This window comes from Marinobacter sp. GH_1 (assembly GCF_048595985.1).
Classification (GTDB): Bacteria; Pseudomonadota; Gammaproteobacteria; order Pseudomonadales; family Oleiphilaceae; genus Marinobacter; species Marinobacter shengliensis.
On record NZ_CP184460.1, the window covers coordinates 3,607,206 to 3,626,164 of the forward strand.

Here is an 18,959-nt window from a genome sequence, read left to right on the forward strand (position 1 = left end):
CCACGGATGGCGCCCTCCTGCACCCAATCGCAATCCGGACTCTGATCTCCCCTATGGGTAACATCTTGCGCCCCCGGCAGGCCGCTCTGTGGCTTGCATGCTCACTCTCGGCCCAGGCCGCCCTTGCCGTTGCACCCGATGAACTTCACCAGCACCCGGTATGGCTGACCCTTGGTCACTACCAGCCTGATCGATTTGGCGCCGGCTACACCAGTCAGGCAGACGACTCTGCGTTTTTTCTGAGCGAGAACGGCAAAACCTCACCCAGGGAAGAGCTGGAGGCGACCCTTGCCGCAATCCAGCAACCCGGCGAAGGCGACGATCACGCCCGATGCCGTTTTCCGGCCCGGGATGCCTGGCTTCGGGAACAGCTCGACCTGCCCGCTGATCCTGTCGTTTGCCCCGCTTATGACGAGTGGGCGGCCGAACTGAACACCGAGAAGGTCACATTGGTATTCGCCGCCTCGTATCTGAACAGCCCATCGTCCATGTTCGGCCACACCTTCCTGCGACTGGACCCACCCCAGGAAGATGAAGAAGCCGACCTGCTGCTGGCCAATACCATTTCTTACGCAGCGGACGCCGCCGAGCACGACAGCGAGCTGCTATTCGCCTATCGGGGAATTTTCGGCGGCTATCCCGGAATTACGTCCATCCGGCCCTATTACGAGATGATCCGGCTGTATAACGACATCGAACACCGGGACCTGTGGGAGTACACCCTGAACCTGACCCAGCCGGAAGTAGACACCATGCTGGCCCACACCTGGGAGATTCAGGACAAAAACTTCGATTACTACTTCTTTGACGAGAACTGCGCCTATCGCCTGCTGGCACTGATTGATGCCGCGCGCCCGGGCACCAACCTGCTGGGAGAAGTAAGCACTCACGCAATCCCATCCGACACAGTACGCTGGGTTCGGGATGCAGACCTTGTAGAAAGCATTCATTACCGGCCTTCGGCCGCCACAGCTGTTAGCCACAGCCTCGATACCCTGCCCCGTGACCATCAAACCCTGGCCGCAGCCATCGCCAATGGTTACGTGCAGGTGAATGGCCCTGAGATGCAACAGCTCTCGACACAGGAAAGAGCCTGGGTACTGGACGCCACCTACGATTACGTGCGCTATCAAAGCGAAGCCCGTGGCTGGCCAAGGGAATTTTCCGCCCCCCTGTCGCATCAGCTACTGATTTCACGCAGCCGGATAGACGACGCGCAGGAGATACCTGCTGTCCCGGAGCCCGTGGTTCGCGACGACCAGGGCCACGACACTTTTCGGGTAAGCCTCGGCAGTGGCCAACTGGACCACGCCGAATTCACCCAGCTCACCCTGCGCCCCGCCTACCATGACGTACTGGACCCGCCAGAAGGTTATCGCTCCGGTGCCCAGCTACAGTTCCTGCGGCTGGACGCGCGGCTCTACCATGACAATGACGAACTGCAGGTGGAACAGATTGTGGGTGTGGAGATCCGATCCCTGAGCCCTCGCAACCAGTTCTTCTCTCCCATTTCCTGGCAGGTAGGCTTCGGCGGGCGGCGCACAGACACCGGCACACAGCGAGTGCTCACGCCCTACCTGGAGGGCGGTGCCGGTGGAAGCTGGAGCCTGAACTACAACACCCAGGCCTTCGCCGTCGCCACCGCCGACCTGGAAATCGACGATGACATCCGCCGCGGCTACGACTTCGCCCCGGGCGCTGACCTGGGCCTGCTGCACCAGAACAACCGGTTCAGCCTTCTGGCCGGCGCCAAAACCAAGGCCTGGATCATCAGCAGCCAACACCGGCAAGACCAGCTGTACGTTAAAGGCAATCTGCACATAGGCCGGGAATTCAGCCTGTTTGCCGAATTCACCCGGGAAGATCACTTCAACAGGTACCAAAGCATATGGCAGGCTGGCATTCACGCGTATTTCTGACGCTCTCCAGGCTGGACAAGCGGCCGGCAACACTCACCCTGCTGGCCTTGCTCGCTCTGCTGCAAACCGGCTGCAGCAGCGTGTTCTTCTACCCGGACAAGGTAACCTACATCACCCCGGACCGCCTGAACCTGGAGTATGAAGACATCTACCTGGACACCGCCGATGGCGAAACCCTCCACGGCTGGTGGCTGCCCGCCCTCACAGAAGAACCCGCCAAAGGCACGGTCTATTACCTGCACGGCAACGCCCAGAACGTCAGCGCCCACATCCTCAACGTCGCCTGGCTGCCGGAGCAAGGCTACAACGTATTTGCCATAGACTACCGGGGCTACGGCCAATCCACCGGCGCGCCAGACATAGAAGGCGCCCTGCATGACACCGAAACCGGCCTGCGCTGGCTCGCCGACCGCCACCCCGAAAACAACCATCCCCTGTTCCTCCTCGGCCAAAGCCTCGGCGGCGGCCTCGGCATCGCCCTGGCCAGTGAATGGGTGCAACGCAGCGAACAACCCCAGCTCAGCGGCGTGATCCTCGACGGCACCTTCTCCGGCTTCCGCCTGATCGCCCGTGAAAAACTCGGTGAGTTCTGGCTCACCTGGCCGTTTCAGATCCCCCTGAGCTGGAGCATCACCGACGACTATGAAGGTGTAGACCGCATCGCCAACATCGCCCCGGTCCCCGTCAAAATCATCCACAGCGCCCGTGACGGCATTATCCCGTTCCACCACGGCATGCGACTGTATGAAGCCGCAGAACAGCCCAAAGACTTCCTGAGGACCGACACACCCCATGGCGCGACGTTTGTTCTTCCGGCGTATCGGGAGGCGGTACTGGAGTTCATGGACGGGGCTTTTTAGCCACGGACGACACGGACACTCACGGACGAAAAGACACGAGACTCCCCGAACAATGTTTAAGCAGGGGTTGGGAGAGCCTTTTCAAAAGTCTTGAGGGCCATGGATGGCCCGAACGAAGCGCACAGGGAAGTGCTCGTAGCGTCTTTTGAAAAGGCTCTCCCAACCCCTGCAGGGCACCATAGTCCGAGGCCCAGAAACGAGAAAACCCGCCATAAGGCGGGTTTTCTCACTACTGACTAACTGAAAATCAGTCAGCGAAGTCAGTCGGCTGCTCGCCTTCCTTAACTTCCTTCATGGACAGCTTAACGCGACCACGGTTGTCCACATCCAGCACCTTCACCAGAACTTCCTGACCTTCGCTCAGCTCGTCAGTCACGTTCTCGATACGGCGCTCGGAGATCTGGGAAATGTGCACCAGACCATCCTTGCCAGGCAGGATGTTAACGAAGGCACCGAAGTCCACAATGCGCTCAACGCGGCCCTTGTAGATTGCGCCCACTTCGATCTCGGCGGTGATTTCCTTCACCCGATTCACGGCGGCTTGTGCGGCTGCTGCGTTATCGGCATAGATCTTCACATTGCCATCGTCGTCCAGGTCAATAGACGCACCGGTCTCGTCACAGATAGAACGGATCACAGAACCGCCCTTACCGATAACGTCACGGATCTTGTCCGGATGGATCTTGATGGTGGTGATGCTCGGTGCACGCTCAGACAGCTCGGCACGCGGCGTGGAGATCACCTTGTTCATCTCGTCCAGGATGTGCAGACGCGCAGCGTGGGCCTGCTCAAGGGCGATTTCCATGATCTCGTCGGTGATGCCCTGGATCTTGATATCCATTTGCAGGGCGGTAACGCCCTCTTTGGTACCGGCAACCTTGAAGTCCATATCGCCCAGGTGGTCTTCGTCACCCAGGATGTCAGTCAGAACGGCGAACTTGTCACCTTCCTTGACCAGACCCATGGCGATACCAGCCACCGGTGCCTTGACCGGAACACCCGCGTCCATCAGTGCCAGAGAAGAACCACACACGGAAGCCATGGAGCTGGAACCGTTGGATTCGGTGATCTCGGAAACCGCACGAATGGCATACGGGAACTCTTCAATGGTCGGCATAACCGCCAGAACACCACGCTTGGCCAGACGACCATGACCCACTTCACGACGGCCCGGAGTACCAACGCGGCCGGCTTCACCTACGGAATACGGAGGGAAGTTATAGTGGAACAGGAACGGGTCTTTGCGCTCGCCTTCCAGTGCATCAATGATCTGCACATCACGGGTGGTACCCAGAGTGGCGGTTACGATGGCCTGAGTTTCACCACGGGTGAACAGGGCAGAACCGTGAACAGACGGCAGAATGCCAACTTCCACTTCGATCGGGCGTACAGTCTTGTTGTCACGGCCGTCGATACGCGGCTTGCCATCGATAACCTGCTGGCGAACCACAGACTTCTCAACCTTGCCGAAATACTTCTTCACCAGTTCTTCAGAAGGCTGACCTTCTTCTTCACCGGCCAGTTTTTCAACGGCGGCAGCCTTGATCTCGCCCAGACGCTCGTAGCGAGCCATCTTGTCGCGCACGGCGTAAGCTTCTTCGATGGCACCACCGAATTCGGATTTGATGGCATTCAGAAGCTCGGTGTTTTCGGCTTCAGGCTGCCACTCCCAGCGCGGCTTGCCGTGTTCAGCGGCAAATTCCTTGATGGCGGTAATGGCCGCCTGCATTTCCTGATGGCCGAACAGTACGCCACCCAGCATCTGGTCTTCGGTCAGGCCTTTGGCCTCGGACTCAACCATCAGTACGGCGTCTTCGGTACCGGCAACCACCATGTCCAGATCAGAGCTGGCCAGCTCTTCAAAGGTGGGGTTCAGGAAGTAGCCTTTATCGTTGGTGAAACCAACACGGGCGGCACCGATAGGACCATCGAACGGGATACCGGAGATCGCCAGCGCAGCAGAGGCCGCCAGCATCGCCGCGATGTCAGGATCGTGGTTCTTGCTGGCAGACATGACGGTACAGATAACCTGTACTTCGTTCATGTAGCCATTAGGGAACAGCGGGCGGATCGGACGGTCGATCAGGCGGGAAGTCAGCGTCTCTTTCTCGGACGGACGGCCTTCGCGCTTGAAGAAACCACCGGGGATTTTGCCGGCCGCGTAAGTCTTCTCGAAGTAGTTAACGGTCAGCGGGAAGAAAGGCTGACCAGGCTTGGCTTCTTTGGCGCCGACAACGGTACCCAGCACAGCGGTATCGCCGGTAGACACGAGAACGGAACCGGTTGCCTGACGGGCAACACGACCCGTTTCCAGGGTGAAGGTTTCGCCACCCATTTCAAACGTTTTCTTACGTGGTTGCAGATCCACAATAAACTCCTGCTCTTTTCAACGGTTAATACCTGGCCGGGTGACACTCACCCTCGCCAGGTTTTCTTTACCACCGCAGCAGTCTGATCTGTGAACCGAAAGGCAACCCGTCTGAAAGCTAACAGGCTGTTGCAAAACCCCGGTGTGGCGAGCGGCCAACTGTCTGCGGCTCCCGGGCTTTTCAACAACCTGCTATCAATATCGGCTTTCCATTAGACAGAGAAAATCCTTCGGTTTCACTGACAAATCAACTGCAGCATAAACACCGTCTGGCATCCCCTGAGCGGGTACACACAGACAGTGGGAGAGAAGCGCGGCTGAACCCGGGCAACCCCGGGCCAGCCTTCAGGTCGCTAAACCGGATTAGCGACGCAGACCCAAGCGCTGGATGAGCTCCAGGTAACGGTCAGCGTTTTTACGCTTGAGGTAGTCCAGCAGCTTACGACGCTGGTTTACCATCCGGATCAGGCCGCGGCGGGAATGGTGATCCTGCTTGTTGGCCTTGAAGTGATCCTGCAGCTTGTTGATGTTGGCGCTCAGCAGTGCAACCTGAACTTCAGGAGAACCGGTATCGCCTTCAACTTGCTGAAAATCCTTAACGATCTGAGCTTTCTCATTGGCAGACAGTGCCATATTACACCTCATGGTTTGCGATGCTGATAAATCCGGCCGAACCGCGCATCTCTACAGCCCGGCTAATCAGCGGCGGTGTTACCCGCCACTGTTCTTCACCAGACGGCGCGGCACCAGTTTGGTGTCATCGCCCTCCGGCATAGCTTCTGCCAATCCCACGAAGTTACGATCGCCGTAGACACGCACGAAGCCTTCAAGGGACTGACCCGGTATTCTAACCGGTTGTCCGTTCAATATCGATACCAGTGCCGAGCCAGAAAGCCGGTACTCGGGAAACATCGTCAGCGCGCTTTCCGGCGGCAGCAGCAAGCCGTCCAGGCTCTCACCGCGCTCACGCATGGCTTCCAGGTCTTTGACATCGTGAGCATTTTCCAGCGTGTAGCCAGAGGCCAGGGTACGCCGAAGTGCACTGACATGGGCACCGCACCCAAGTACCGCACCAATATCTTCAACCAGTGAGCGTATATACGTACCCTTGGTACAGGTCACCGCCAAGTCAAGCTCCTGCTCGCGAACCGCCAACAGGGTCAACTCGTAGATGGTGACAGGACGCGCCGGGCGCTCGATCTCAATGCCTTCGCGGGCATACTCGTACAGTGGCCGGCCTTTGTGCTTCAGCGCGGAATACATCGACGGTACCTGCTGGATATCGCCCCGAAACCGCTCTAACACCGCTTCCACCTGGGCTTCGGTCAACGCTGGCACCGGTTTTTCTTCAACCACTGCGCCTTCGCTATCACCGGTTTCTGTCCGTATGCCCAACCGCGCGGTAGTGATATACGCCTTGTCACTGTCGAGCATGGTCTGGGAAAACTTGGTGGCTTCGCCAAAACACAGCGGCAAAACACCAGTAGCAAGTGGATCAAGGGCACCGGTATGGCCGGCCTTGGCCGCCCCATACAGGCGCTTGATCTGCTGCAGAATCCCGTTGGAGGTGACACCCTGGGGCTTGTCGATCACCAGGATGCCATTTACGTCACGGCCTTTACGTCTTCGGCTCAAGCATCACGCTCCGGATTATCAGAAACCGGATCGTCGTTATCATCGCGAGGAACAGCGGGCTGATCCCCCACGGCTTCCCGAATCAGACGGTCCATCTTGCGACTCTGGTTAAGCAGGCTGTCGAAGTGGAAACGCAGGTGGGGTACCACCCGCAGCTTCATCGCCCGCCCGACCTGACCTCGCAGGAATCCCGAGGCCTTGTTGAGCACCGCCAGGGAATCCTGAACTTCCGGAGATTGCTCGGTAAGCTCTTCGGTCGACAACAGGGAAACGTAAATATCGGCATAGCCCAGATCACGGCTGACCTTGACGGCATTCACCGTGACCATGCCAACGCGAGGGTCTTTGACCTCGCGCTGGATGAGTTGGGCCAGTTCACGTTGCATCTGATCGCCGATACGATCTATGCGACTGTATTCCCGCGCCATCAGGCCCCCGTTGATTCGAGCTGACGCTCTACGCGAACGCGATCGAACACCTCGATCTGATCGCCCACTTTCACGTCGTAGCCTTTAACACCGATACCACACTCCATACCGTTGCGGACTTCCGGTACGTCATCCTTGAAGCGACGCAGGGATTCCAGCTCGCCCTCGAAGATAACCACGTTGTCACGCAGTACGCGGATCGGCTTGTTACGGTATACGGTACCCTCGGTCACCATACAGCCGGCCACCTGGCCAAACTTCGGTGAACGGAACACGTCCCGTACATCGGCGATACCCACGATGTCTTCCCGGAATTCTGGCTTGAGCATACCAGTCAGGGCGGACTTAACATCATCAATCAGGTTATAGATGATGCTGTAGTAGCGCAGATCCAGACCTTCCTGCTCCACCAGGCGCTTGGAAGCGGTATCCGCACGCACGTTGAAACCGAAGATAACCGCGTTAGTGGCCATGGCCAGGCTCACGTCTGTCTCGGCAATACCGCCGACACCAGACGAGACAATCTTGACCTGAACTTCCTCGTTACCCAGGTCCTGCAGGGCCTTGGTGATGGCCTCCAGGGAACCACGAACGTCGGTCTTGAGAACAACGTTAAGGGTTTTGACTTCGTCTTTACCCATGTTCTCAAACATATTCTCCAGCTTGGCGGCCTGCTGGCGCTGCAGGCGCTGCTCGCGCTCGCGGGTCTGGCGGAATTCGGCCAGTTCTTTGGCCTTCTTCTCATCAGCCACGGCGAAGAACTCATCACCCGCATCCGGTGTGCCGTTCAGGCCAAGGATCTCGACCGGAATGGACGGGCCAGCTTCCTTGACCTGCTTGCCGGCTTCGTCGGTCATCGCCCGAACCTTGCCGTAGAATGAGCCAGCCACGACCATGTCGCCCTGGCGCAGGGTGCCGTTCTGAACCAGAACGGTCGCAACAGAACCCCGACCACGCTCCAGGCTGGATTCAACAACCACACCACGGGCGGAGGCATCCGGTGACGCTTCAAGTTCCAGAATCTCGGCCTGCAGCAGGACGGCTTCCAGCAGATCATCAATGCCAAGACCGGTATGAGCCGACACAGGCACAAACTGTACATCGCCGCCCCAGTCTTCCGGAATCACATCCAGTGCGGACAGTTCGTTCTTGATGCGGTCCGGATCGGCCTCTTCCTTGTCCATCTTGTTGATGGCGACCACCAGCGGCACACCAGCAGAGCGTGCGTGCTGAACCGCTTCCTTGGTTTGCGGCATAACGCCGTCATCTGCGGCCACAACCAGGATTACGATATCCGTACACTGGGCACCGCGTGCACGCATGGCGGTAAAGGCTGCGTGGCCCGGGGTATCCAGGAAAGACACCATACCGTGATCCGTTTCTACGTGGTAAGCACCGATGTGCTGGGTGATACCACCGGATTCTCCAGCCGCAACCTTGGTGCGACGAATATAATCCAGCAGGGATGTCTTACCATGGTCAACGTGACCCATCACGCTCACTACCGGGGCGCGCTTGATCTTTTCTTTGCCTTCGTGCAGCTCGGTAATCTCGCTCAGCACTTCTTCTTCAAAGGCATCTTCGCTGACTGCCTTGGGCTTGTGGCCCAGCTCTTCAGTCACCAGAACCGCAGTTTCCTGATCGAGCGCCTGATTGATCGTGGCCATTACGCCCATTCCCATCAGGGTTTTAATGACATCAGCGGCTTTGACAGCCATGCGCTGGGCAAGATCACCGACGGTGATGGTTTCCGGAATCTGTACTTCTCTAACCATGGGCTTGGTTGGCCTCTCGAAAGCATGACGCTTTTCTTTCGGTTTCTTTTTAGCCCGCAGCTGCTTACGAGGAAGGCTTTCTTCCTCGTCTTCGGAAATAACCAGCGGTTCTTCAACCGGACGGCTGCGAGGGCCGCGATGGCCAGCCTGCTTCTTCTTCGGCTTGCCTTCTTCGATATCGTCGCCGCGCTCGCGTACCTTTTCTTTCTTTTTCTTTGGCTTGCGATCCCGACCTTCGTCTTCAGGCGGAGGCATGGGAATGTCCTCCGGCGCTGTTTCCAGTTCGGGTTCGGACTTTTCTTCCTGAACAGGCTCAGCCGCCGCCGGCTCTGATGGAGCGGCGGTTTCTGCTGGCTGTTCCTGCTGCTCTGCAGCCACTTTTGGTGCTTCATCGACCACCGGGGATTCAGCCACAGGCTGTTCCGCTACCTCTTCCGGCTTCGGTGCTTCAACCTCTGGTTCCGGCTGCAGTTCCGCACGCTTGATATAGGTGCGGCGCTTGCGCACTTCCACGTTCACGGTCTTGGCCTTGCCGGCCTTGAGCGTGGTGGTGGTTTTACGCTTCAGGGTGATCTTGTTCGGCTCTGCCTGAGCTTCACCGTGGGTCTTTCTCAGATAGGTCAGCAACTGCTGCTTCTCATCACTGGTGACAGCGTCGTTCTCACTGCGGGCTTTCAGGCCCGCTTCCACGATCTGCTTCAGCAAACGATCCACGGGAGCGCCTACATCTGCGGCCAGTTGTTTTACCGTTACATCAGCCATACTGGTCCTCCTCTCCCGAATCAGGCCTGGTCTTCAAACCAGGGGGCACGCGCGGTCATGATCAGCTGACCAGCACGCTCTTCATCCATACCTTCAATTTCGAGCAGTTCGTCAATTGACTGCTCAGCCAGATCTTCCATCGTACGCACGCCCATACCGGCGAGTTTGAACGCCAGTGAACGGTCCATGCCTTCCATGTTGAGAAGATCTTCGGCGGGCTCTGCGCCCTCCAAGGCTTCTTCACTCGCCAGCGCCTGGTTTAACAGGACGTCTTTGGCACGACGGCGCAGCTCTGTGACGGTTTCCTCGTCAAAGCCATCGATGGCCAGCATTTCTTCCATCGGCACGTACGCCACTTCCTCAATCGAGGTAAAGCCTTCGTCGATCAGGACACCGGCAAATTCCTCGTCAACGTCCAGGTGCGCGGTAAAGTGCTCAACCAGGCGAGAGTATTCCTGCTCCTGGCGCTCGCCGGCTTCTTCCTCGGTCATTACGTTCAAAGTCCAGCCGGTCAGCTCAGTGGCCAGACGAACGTTCTGGCCGTTACGGCCGATGGCCTGGGCCAGATTGTCTTCGGCGACGGCAACGTCCATGGTGTGGCGGTCTTCATCCATCACAATGGAGGCAACCTCGGCCGGCGCCATGGCGTTGATGACCAACTGGGCCGGGTTGTCGTCCCACAGCACAATATCAACACGCTCGCCGCCCAGTTCGTTGGACACGGCCTGGACCCGAGAGCCCCGCATGCCCACGCAGGCACCCACGGGATCAATACGGCGATCGTTGGTCTTCACGGCAATCTTGGCACGGGAGCCGGGATCACGGGCTGCACCACGGATCTCAATCAGGTCCTCAGCAATCTCCGGCACTTCAATGCGGAACAGCTCAATCAGCATCTGCGCGTCGGTACGGCTCAGGATCAGCTGCGGGCCCCGATGATCGGTGCGAATCTCCAGCAACAGGGAACGCACGCGGTCGCCCATGCGGAAGGTTTCCCGGGGAATCAGATGCTCACGGGGCAGAAGTGCTTCGGCATTGCCACCCAGATCCACAATAACGTTGTCCCGTGTCACCTTCTTGACCGTTCCGGAAACCAGCTCGCCAACGCGGTCGCGGTAGCTGTCGACGATCTTCATGCGCTCAGCTTCGCGAACCTTCTGGAAAATAATCTGCTTGGCAGCCTGGGCACCGATACGTCCAAAGGCGACTGATTCCACTTTTTCTTCGTGGATGTCACCCGGCTTCAGGTCTGGACTGATCTCTTCGGCTTCCTGGAAGGTAAGCTCTGTACCCAGCGCTGGAACGGCGTCGTTGTCCACCACCAACCAGCGGCGGAAGGTCTCGTACTCTCCGGTGCGGCGGTCAATGGCAACCCGGATGTCCGCTTCTTCATCTTCATAACGCTTCTTGGCAGCGGTCGCGAGCGCCAGCTCGATCGCCTCGAAAATCACGTCTTTCTCGACACCTTTCTCGTTCGAGACGGATTCTACTACCAGCAAGATCTCTTTACTCATTGGATTGCCCTGCCCTCAATATAATCGATGCATCCACAGTCTTGTTCGAATGGGTCATTCAAAAACCGGTACGATGTTGGCTTTCTCAATACTGTCAAAAGGCAACAGGTATTCGTGGTCATCAACAACCACGATGACTTCATCGCCCTCTATACCTTTGATCAGGCCTGTAAATTTGCGCCGGCCTTCAAACGCCATGCGCAGCTTGATCTGAACCTGATGGCCAACGAATTCCTGATACTGCTCGAGACGAAACAGTGGCCGGTCCATACCCGGCGACGACACCTCCAGGGTGTATTCACTCTGGATGGGGTCTTCCACATCCATCACGCCGCTTATCTGACGGCTGACTTTCTCGCAGTCTTCAATGCTGATGCCATTTTCCGCATCATCAATAAACACCCGAAGCATGGACTGATAGCCCCGGGAACGGTATTCGATACCCCAGAATTCATACCCGAGCCCTTCCACTACCGGGCGCAGAATGTCTTCCAGTTGTTTAAGCTTGGCTGACAAGTGTCGCCGCCTCCGTATTCAGATTTTCGGACTACAAAAACAAAAAAAGGGCTGTTGATCAGCCCTTTTTATGCACCAGGGCCCTTTGCGCCAGGCCCCTTAATCAAAAAGCCCCTATGAATGGGGCCTTTTGTTGCAAGAATTCGCAGAAAGCTAACCCAACTCTGCCCTCTGCCGACAGACACCTGGCCTGCCTGGACACTACAACGCCGTTGCAAGGTCCAATATCCGCCGGAGTATAGAGACGCCGCGCAGACTGGTCAAGGACTGACCAAAAAAAACGGCCTGGAACTTCCAAGCCGTCTTACTCAAATATGGTGCCCGGGGCCGGACTCGAACCGGCACAGCTTTCGCTACCACCCCCTCAAGATGGCGTGTCTACCAGTTTCACCACCCGGGCAACATTCTTTACTCGAGGTCAGGGAGCTGAGACTCCCCACCCTCGCTTTCGCTACCTGCAGATTCTTCGATACCCGGCGCAGCTTCAGCTGGCGCCTGACGGGATTCCTGAACTGTCGGAATACCGGCCTCACCTGCCACTTCAGCACGCTGCTTGGCGAAGATTGCCAGCGAAAAACTTGTCACAAAAAACACAACCGCCATAAACGTGGTCAGACGGGTCAGAAAGCTGCCACTACCCTGACTACCGAACACGGTCTGGGACGCACCGCCACCGAAAGCAGCACCGGCATCTGCACCCTTACCCTGCTGGATAAGGACCAGACCCACCAGAGCCACGGCGATCACGACGTGAACAACGACTACCAGTGTTTCCATCCAATCCATACAGACTCTCGTAAACGTTTTGGCTTACGCACCCACCGGAAACGCACGGCAGATACTTACAAAATCTTCAGCCTTAAGGGAAGCACCACCTATAAGACCGCCATCAATATCGGGCTCTGCAAACAGAGCGGCCGCATTATCCGCTTTTACACTGCCGCCGTAAAGTACTGAAATCGTCTCAGACGGCGCACCCATCTCTGCAAGCACCCGGCGAATATCCGCGTGCATGGCCTGGGCATCTTCTGCAGTCGCCGTCTTTCCAGTGCCTATCGCCCATACCGGCTCGTAGGCAACCACAATTCTCGACCACTGGTCACCAGCCACCGACGCCAGACCTTGCTGAACCTGGCTGGCCACTACCCGCTCAGCCGAACCGGCATCGCGTTCTTCCAGAGTCTCACCGACGCAAAGTACTGCCGTCAGCCCGGATGCCAGAACACGCTCGATCTTCCTGGCAACCACTTCGTCGGACTCACCAAACAACTGGCGACGCTCGGAATGACCAACCAGGGCGCACTGACACCCCAGATCTTTCGCCATATCAGAGGACACTTCACCAGTGTAGGCACCTGACTGCCACTGACTGACGTTCTGCACGCCAGCAACCAATTCAGAGCCACAAAGCGCAACCACAGAGTCAACATAAAGGGCAGGAGGTATGATAACCACCTCTACTCTGGCATCAAGACTGGCAACCTGCTCGCGGACCTGACCGACCAGCTGCTGCACCAGGTCTTTCGACCCGTTCATCTTCCAGTTTCCAGCTACGATCTTGCGACGCATACCAAATCTCAATCGTCCCGACCTGAGGGAGGGCGAACTATACAGCAGACATTTGTCTCGCACAACCCGCCCTATTCCACAAAATCAGGGTGTTGAACGCTCCACGACGAGGGCCAGCTGCTCGGCAACCCGGGCAATGTCATCGGCATTCTGACCTTCTGCCATCACCCGAATCAGGGGCTCCGTTCCCGACGCCCGCAACAGGATTCTGCCGGCCTCGCCCAGGTCAGCCTCTGCCCTGCGCATCGCCTCAACGATGTCTGACCGGCTGAGCGGATCAAATCGCTGGGCCACCCGCACATTCACCATCGTCTGGGGCAACTTGGCCATACCCTGACGTAGCTCTCCCAGGGTCTTGCCAGACCGGCGAACCGCCAACAGCACCTGCAACGCAGAGACAATACCGTCGCCGGTACTGGTGCAGTCACGAATCACCATATGGCCGGAGCCTTCTCCGCCAATAATCCAGTTGTTGGCCAGCAGCCGCTCCATCACATAACGGTCACCCACATTGGCACGCTCGAATTCGATGCCAATCTCGCGCAGCGCCAGCTCAACCCCCAGATTGGTCATCAGGGTTCCAACCACGCCACCGTTCAACCGACCTTCAGCATGACGCTGGGAGGCCAGAATAAACAGCAATTCGTCTCCATCCACCTCGGAGCCGTCCCGGTCCACCATCAGCACACGGTCACCATCGCCATCGAAAGCAATGCCCAGATCAGCCTGCTTCTCAGCAACGGTTTGTTTCAGAGCATCCAGGTGGGTCGACCCCACGTTGAGATTGATATTCAGCCCGTCCGGTTCTGCGCCAATCACCGAAACCCTGGCTCCGAGCTCTTTAAACACCTTGGGGGCAACGTGGTATGTGGCGCCATGGGCACAGTCGAGCACGATATGCAGTCCATCGAGGGTAAACTCATTGGGCACCGTACTCTTGCAGAACTCCACGTACCGGCCCGGAGCGTCGTCGACACGGCTTGCCTTGCCCAGCTCATTGGGCTCGCACACCTGAATCGGCTGCTCGAGCCAGCGCTCGATCTCAGCCTCCAGGGCGTCATCGAGCTTGGTGCCGTTAGCCGAGAAGAACTTGATGCCGTTGTCGTGGTGCGGGTTATGAGAGGCACTGATCACAATGCCTGCAGATGCCCGAAACGTTCGGGTCAGGTAGGCAATGGCCGGCGTCGGCATCGGGCCAAGCAACTTCACGTCCACCCCCGCAGCAGACAATCCCGCCTCAAGTGCGGATTCAAACATGTAACCTGACAAGCGGGTATCCTTTCCAATCAGCACGCTGTTTCGCTGGCCCTGCCTCTTGAATGCCTGGCCTGCTGCCCACCCAAGGTGCAACATAAACTCCGGGGTAATCGGACTTTCGCCCACTCTCCCCCGGATTCCGTCGGTTCCAAAATACTTGCGCTGGGACATCAGATTGCCTCCTTAACTGCCGTCACGACCTTGACGGCGTCCACCGTCTCCCGCACATCATGCACCCTGAGGATGCTTGCGCCTTTCATGGCGGATATTGTCGCGGCAGCGAGGCTTGCCGGCAACCTTTCGTTGACGTCTCGGCCGGTAATCGCTCCGAGCATGGATTTCCGGGACACCCCGATCAACAACGGATGCCCCAGCAAATGCAACTGCTCCAGAGTCGCCAACAACTGGATGTTGTGCTCAACGGTTTTCCCGAAGCCAAATCCCGGGTCCAGGATGATGTTTTCCGGCCGCACGCCGGCTTTTTCTACCACCCGCATCCGTTCGGTCAGAAACGAACTCACGTCGCGCCGGACGTTATGGTATCGGGGATTATCCTGCATGGTGTCCGGCTCACCCTGGATGTGCATGATGCAGACGGGTACGCCGGCTTTGGCCGCCACTTCCGGTGCACCCTCTCGCTGGAGCGCCCGCACATCGTTGATCAAACCGGCGCCGAGCCTGACCACCTCCTCCATCACGGCGGGGTTGCTGGTATCCACTGAAATCACGGTATCCAGCTCACGGGCAATGGCCTCCACCACGGGGCAAACCCGGTCCAGCTCTTCCTGGGTCGATACCGGCTCCGCTCCCGGCCGGGTCGATTCACCACCAACATCGATAAAGGATGCGCCGTCTTCCACCATGGTCCGGGCACGAACAAGCGCTGCATCGGCGGTCGTGAACCGGCCGCCATCTGAAAAGGAATCAGGCGTAACGTTGAGAATCCCCATTACCTGGCACCGGGACAGATCCACCAAACGGCCAGCAAAATTCATTTTCATAGCAGGTATTCCGAAATTTTCTGTTCAGGGGTAACAAAAACAAACGCCGCCCGGAGGCCGGGCGGCGCTGTATTTGACTAGGCCTTGTGCGGGCGATCAGTGCTCGCCGGCAGGCCTGCCTACTCCGGGCTGACGCCCGTCATCCGATGACCGGGGCTCCGGAGCTGGCTCTTCAGCTTTCACTCCGCCGGTGGGACCACTATCGCCCCAGTTTTTCGGGGGCCGCGGCTCTTTGCCTGCCATGATGTCATCGATCTGATAGCGATCAATGGTCTCGTACTTCATCAGGGCCTCAGCCATCAGGTCCAGTTTGTCACGGTTCTCAATCAGGATCTGCTTGGCCGTGGCATAACACTCATCAATGATATTCCGAACTTCCTCATCAATCCGCTGGGCGGTCTCCGGAGAGTGATGGGAGTGCGACTGGCCGGCAGAACGACCCAGGAACGGCTCTTCGCTGTCGGTATCGTACTGCAGGGGACCCAACTTTTCCGACAACCCCCACTTGGTGACCATGTTGCGGGCCAGGCTGGTGGCACGCTCGATGTCGTTGGAGGCACCGGTCGTCACACCGTCAAAGCCAAGCGTCAGCTCTTCGGCAATTCGGCCACCGAACAGACTGCAGATTGAGCTGGTCAGGTAGCGCTTGGAGTGACTGTACTTGTCCTCTTCCGGCAAGAACATGGTCACACCCAGGGCGCGCCCTCGGGGGATGATACTGACCTTGTAGACAGGATCATGTTCAGGCACGAGGCGACCAACAATGGCATGGCCAGACTCATGGTACGCGGTGTTCCGCTTTTCTTTCTCGCTCATCACCATGGATTTGCGCTCGGCGCCCATCATGATCTTGTCTTTCGCCAGTTCCAGCTCTTCCATGGAAACCAGACGCTGGTTACGACGCGCCGCGAACAGGGCAGCCTCGTTTACCAGGTTAGCGAGGTCAGCACCGGAGAAGCCAGGCGTACCGCGAGCGATAACCGCCGGATCAATACCGTCGGCCAGGGGCACTTTCTTCATGTGCACCTTAAGAATCTGCTCTCGACCAAGAATGTCTGGCAGGCTCACCACCACCTGGCGGTCAAAGCGACCCGGACGCAGCAGCGCAGGGTCCAGAACGTCCGGACGGTTGGTAGCAGCGATCACGATGACGCCTTCGTTGCCTTCAAAGCCGTCCATCTCAACCAACAGCTGGTTCAGGGTCTGTTCACGCTCGTCATGGCCACCGCCCATGCCGGCGCCACGATGGCGGCCGACCGCATCAATCTCATCGATAAAAATGATACAGGGGCTTTGCTTCTTGGCCTGCTCGAACATGTCACGAACACGGGAAGCACCCACGCCCACGAACATCTCTACGAAGTCAGAACCGGAGATGGAGAAAAACGGCACTTTCGCTTCACCGGCAATGGCTTTTGCCAGCAGCGTCTTACCAGTACCCGGCGGCCCCACCATCAACACGCCTTTCGGGATTCGGCCACCCAGACGCTGGAATTTGCTCGGGTCACGCAGGAAGTCGACCAGCTCTTTAACGTCTTCCTTCGCTTCATCAACACCGGCGACGTCGCCAAAGGTGGTTTTGATCTGGTCTTCACTGAGCAGGCGCGCCTTGCTCTTGCCAAAGGACATGGGGCCTTTGCCGCCGCCACCGCCCTGCATCTGGCGCATGAAGAACACAAACAACGCAATAATGATCAGAATCGGGAACGCGGCCACCAGCAACTGCGTCCACAGGCTCTGGCGCTCAGGCTCCTTGCCGATCACTTCGACGTTATTGGCGAGCAGATCATCCATCAGCTTGTTGTCAGAGACCTGCGGGCGAATGGTCTGGAACTGGGACCCGTCACCACGGACACCCTGCACCTGAAGACCATCAATGGTCACTTGCCGGACCTGGCCCTGCTGGACCATCTCCACAAACTGGGAATAGTTGACTTGTTGGCCGGTGGTGGTGGGAGAGAAATTCTGAAACACCATCAACAGCACGGCGGCTATGATTAGCCAGAGAACCAGATTTTTTGCCATATCGTTCAAGGATCATCACCTGTGAATTGCGGGGCTGCAGCCATGTGGCCATCAACCCTTTTCCGACACCTTACACCAATTATACGCCTGTCCACCAGAAACGGCCCATCCGTATCGACCACAGACCCGCTGACTGACCCGGCAAAAACACAACCTGAGGACTGTAACCAGCACCACTTGAGATTTCGTGAAACCTTTGACCCTGACCGTACAGGAAGGTTCCAGCCGACAACCGGTAGGGCGCTAAGGCCCGTCATCCCGCACGACACCGCGCCAGTGGGCGCGACTGTAGGTGATTACGACCATTTGTGGCGGGAATCTATCTGTTACAATTGCGAAATTATACGACGTCGTCAGCCATTTCGCCGCTGACCTTTTGTTAATTGCACCGATAAAGAGATTACATCATGAGTCTTTCACCGGAACAGCGCCGGGAATACCGGGCGATTGCCCACAATCTGAAGCCCGTCATTATTGTTGGCGATAAAGGCCTGTCTGAGGGCTTGCAGGATGAGCTTGAGCGCGCCCTGAACGATCATGAGCTGATCAAGATCAAGGTGGCCAGCACTGATCGCGAAGCGCGCCAGGAAGCGATTCAGGCGTTGTGCGAGAGCTCCGGGGCGGAGCTGGTGCAGACGATTGGTAAGATTGCGGTGATTCTGCGGCGGGCTAAGAAGCCTAATCCGAAGTTGTCGAATTTGTTACGGAATAAGTAGTTTTTCGCCAGGGTTGATATAAAAAGCCGCGCTGGATAGTGCGGCTTTTTTTGTTTGGCTTGGGAGATCGGCGGGGTAAAAGGGGGTCAGTCCCCGTTCGGGGACAGCCCCGTAGGACAGACCCTTTGACGCTAGATGTATTCTACTTCGGAGATTTCGTATTCTACGGTGCCGGAGGGGATGCGGATGGCGACTACGTCGCCTTCGTTCTTGCCTACCAGCGCACGGGCAATCGGTGAGGATACAGAAAGCTTGCCGGCCTTGATGTCGGCCTCGTCTTCACCGACGATCTGGTATTTAACCTCTTCGTCGGTATCCATGTTCACCAGGTGTACCGTGGTGCCGAAGATCACCTTGCCGGTGTTCTCCATGGTGGTCACATCGATCACCTGGGCTACCGACAGCTTGCCTTCGATTTCCTGAATCCGGCCTTCGATGAAGCTTTGCTGCTCACGAGCGGCATGGTACTCGGCGTTTTCCTTGAGATCACCGTGCTCCCGGGCATCGGCGATTGCCTGAATTACCCGGGGACGATCTTCGGACTTCAGCTTTTTCAGCTCCTCGCGCAGGCGGGCTTCGCCCGCCTTGGTCATGGGTACTCTGTCAGCCATAGT

16 protein-coding genes and 1 tRNA gene are annotated in these 18,959 nt (G+C 57.7%); 3 read left to right on the top strand and 14 right to left on the bottom strand.

What is annotated here, in order from left to right; all coding sequences use genetic code 11:
- Positions 1 to 53 precede the first annotated feature (53 nt).
- Together ACNSOI_RS16500 and ACNSOI_RS16505 are read left to right on the top strand one after the other, a co-directional pair.
- Positions 54 to 1,919 carry a DUF4105 domain-containing protein gene (locus ACNSOI_RS16500; RefSeq protein WP_420194569.1) on the top strand — a complete coding sequence of 622 codons (1,866 nt, stop codon included), beginning with the start codon at positions 54 to 56 and terminating at the stop codon, positions 1,917 to 1,919.
- Complete coding sequence (locus tag ACNSOI_RS16505) at positions 1,889 to 2,779, top strand: alpha/beta hydrolase (RefSeq protein WP_420194570.1); 891 nt, start codon at positions 1,889 to 1,891, stop codon at positions 2,777 to 2,779. The genes ACNSOI_RS16500 and ACNSOI_RS16505 overlap by 31 nt, the downstream gene beginning before the upstream one ends.
- A 247-nt stretch (positions 2,780 to 3,026) precedes the next feature.
- Here ACNSOI_RS16505 and pnp read toward each other — a convergent pair whose 3' ends face one another.
- The 13 genes from pnp to ftsH form a co-directional block, all read right to left on the bottom strand.
- The gene (gene pnp, locus ACNSOI_RS16510; protein ID WP_286921902.1) at positions 3,027 to 5,141 is read right to left on the bottom strand and encodes a polyribonucleotide nucleotidyltransferase; all 2,115 of its coding nucleotides are present in this window, start codon (positions 5,139 to 5,141) and stop codon (positions 3,027 to 3,029) included.
- Positions 5,142 to 5,510: 369 nt separating this feature from the next.
- Positions 5,511 to 5,780, bottom strand: coding sequence for a 30S ribosomal protein S15 (gene rpsO, locus ACNSOI_RS16515; RefSeq protein WP_058092554.1), 270 nt, complete (start codon positions 5,778 to 5,780; stop codon positions 5,511 to 5,513).
- Between the two features lie 78 nt (positions 5,781 to 5,858).
- On the bottom strand, positions 5,859 to 6,782 hold the full coding sequence (gene truB, locus ACNSOI_RS16520) for a tRNA pseudouridine(55) synthase TruB (RefSeq protein WP_286920456.1): 924 nt from the start codon (positions 6,780 to 6,782) through the stop codon (positions 5,859 to 5,861).
- Entirely contained in the window at positions 6,779 to 7,210 is a 432-nt protein-coding gene (gene rbfA, locus ACNSOI_RS16525; protein ID WP_061330634.1) for a 30S ribosome-binding factor RbfA, read from the bottom strand. Before rbfA ends, truB begins: the two co-directional genes overlap by 4 nt.
- A complete protein-coding gene (gene infB / locus ACNSOI_RS16530) occupies positions 7,210 to 9,747 on the bottom strand; it encodes a translation initiation factor IF-2 (RefSeq protein WP_061330635.1) in 2,538 nt (845 codons plus the stop codon). Before infB ends, rbfA begins: the two co-directional genes overlap by 1 nt.
- A 20-nt stretch (positions 9,748 to 9,767) precedes the next feature.
- The gene (gene nusA / locus ACNSOI_RS16535; RefSeq protein WP_152439077.1) at positions 9,768 to 11,261 is read right to left on the bottom strand and encodes a transcription termination factor NusA; all 1,494 of its coding nucleotides are present in this window, start codon (positions 11,259 to 11,261) and stop codon (positions 9,768 to 9,770) included.
- Positions 11,262 to 11,315: 54 nt separating this feature from the next.
- Positions 11,316 to 11,777, bottom strand: a complete 462-nt coding sequence (rimP, locus tag ACNSOI_RS16540; RefSeq protein ID WP_058092549.1) for a ribosome maturation factor RimP — start codon at positions 11,775 to 11,777, stop codon at positions 11,316 to 11,318.
- A gap of 315 nt (positions 11,778 to 12,092) precedes the next feature.
- A tRNA-Leu gene (locus tag ACNSOI_RS16545) sits at positions 12,093 to 12,177 on the bottom strand.
- 8 nt (positions 12,178 to 12,185) lie between these two features.
- Positions 12,186 to 12,563 carry a preprotein translocase subunit SecG gene (secG, locus tag ACNSOI_RS16550; RefSeq protein WP_061330637.1) on the bottom strand — a complete coding sequence of 126 codons (378 nt, stop codon included), beginning with the start codon at positions 12,561 to 12,563 and terminating at the stop codon, positions 12,186 to 12,188.
- A 24-nt stretch (positions 12,564 to 12,587) separates the two neighbouring features.
- On the bottom strand, positions 12,588 to 13,346 hold the full coding sequence (gene tpiA, locus ACNSOI_RS16555; RefSeq protein WP_420194571.1) for a triose-phosphate isomerase: 759 nt from the start codon (positions 13,344 to 13,346) through the stop codon (positions 12,588 to 12,590).
- 84 nt (positions 13,347 to 13,430) lie between these two features.
- On the bottom strand, positions 13,431 to 14,774 hold the full coding sequence (gene glmM / locus ACNSOI_RS16560) for a phosphoglucosamine mutase (RefSeq protein WP_152439080.1): 1,344 nt from the start codon (positions 14,772 to 14,774) through the stop codon (positions 13,431 to 13,433).
- A complete protein-coding gene (gene folP / locus ACNSOI_RS16565) occupies positions 14,774 to 15,604 on the bottom strand; it encodes a dihydropteroate synthase (protein ID WP_420194572.1) in 831 nt (276 codons plus the stop codon). Before folP ends, glmM begins: the two co-directional genes overlap by 1 nt.
- 96 nt (positions 15,605 to 15,700) lie before the next feature.
- Positions 15,701 to 17,638, bottom strand: coding sequence for an ATP-dependent zinc metalloprotease FtsH (ftsH, locus tag ACNSOI_RS16570; RefSeq protein ID WP_171039986.1), 1,938 nt, complete (start codon positions 17,636 to 17,638; stop codon positions 15,701 to 15,703).
- Positions 17,639 to 18,036: 398 nt separating this feature from the next.
- On the opposite strand from ftsH, the gene yhbY reads away from it, so the two are divergent.
- Entirely contained in the window at positions 18,037 to 18,345 is a 309-nt protein-coding gene (gene yhbY, locus ACNSOI_RS16575) for a ribosome assembly RNA-binding protein YhbY (RefSeq protein ID WP_058092544.1), read from the top strand.
- A 131-nt stretch (positions 18,346 to 18,476) separates the two neighbouring features.
- On the opposite strand, the gene greA is transcribed toward yhbY, so the two are convergent.
- The gene (gene greA / locus ACNSOI_RS16580; RefSeq protein ID WP_076657186.1) at positions 18,477 to 18,956 is read right to left on the bottom strand and encodes a transcription elongation factor GreA; all 480 of its coding nucleotides are present in this window, start codon (positions 18,954 to 18,956) and stop codon (positions 18,477 to 18,479) included.
- Positions 18,957 to 18,959 lie beyond the last annotated feature (3 nt).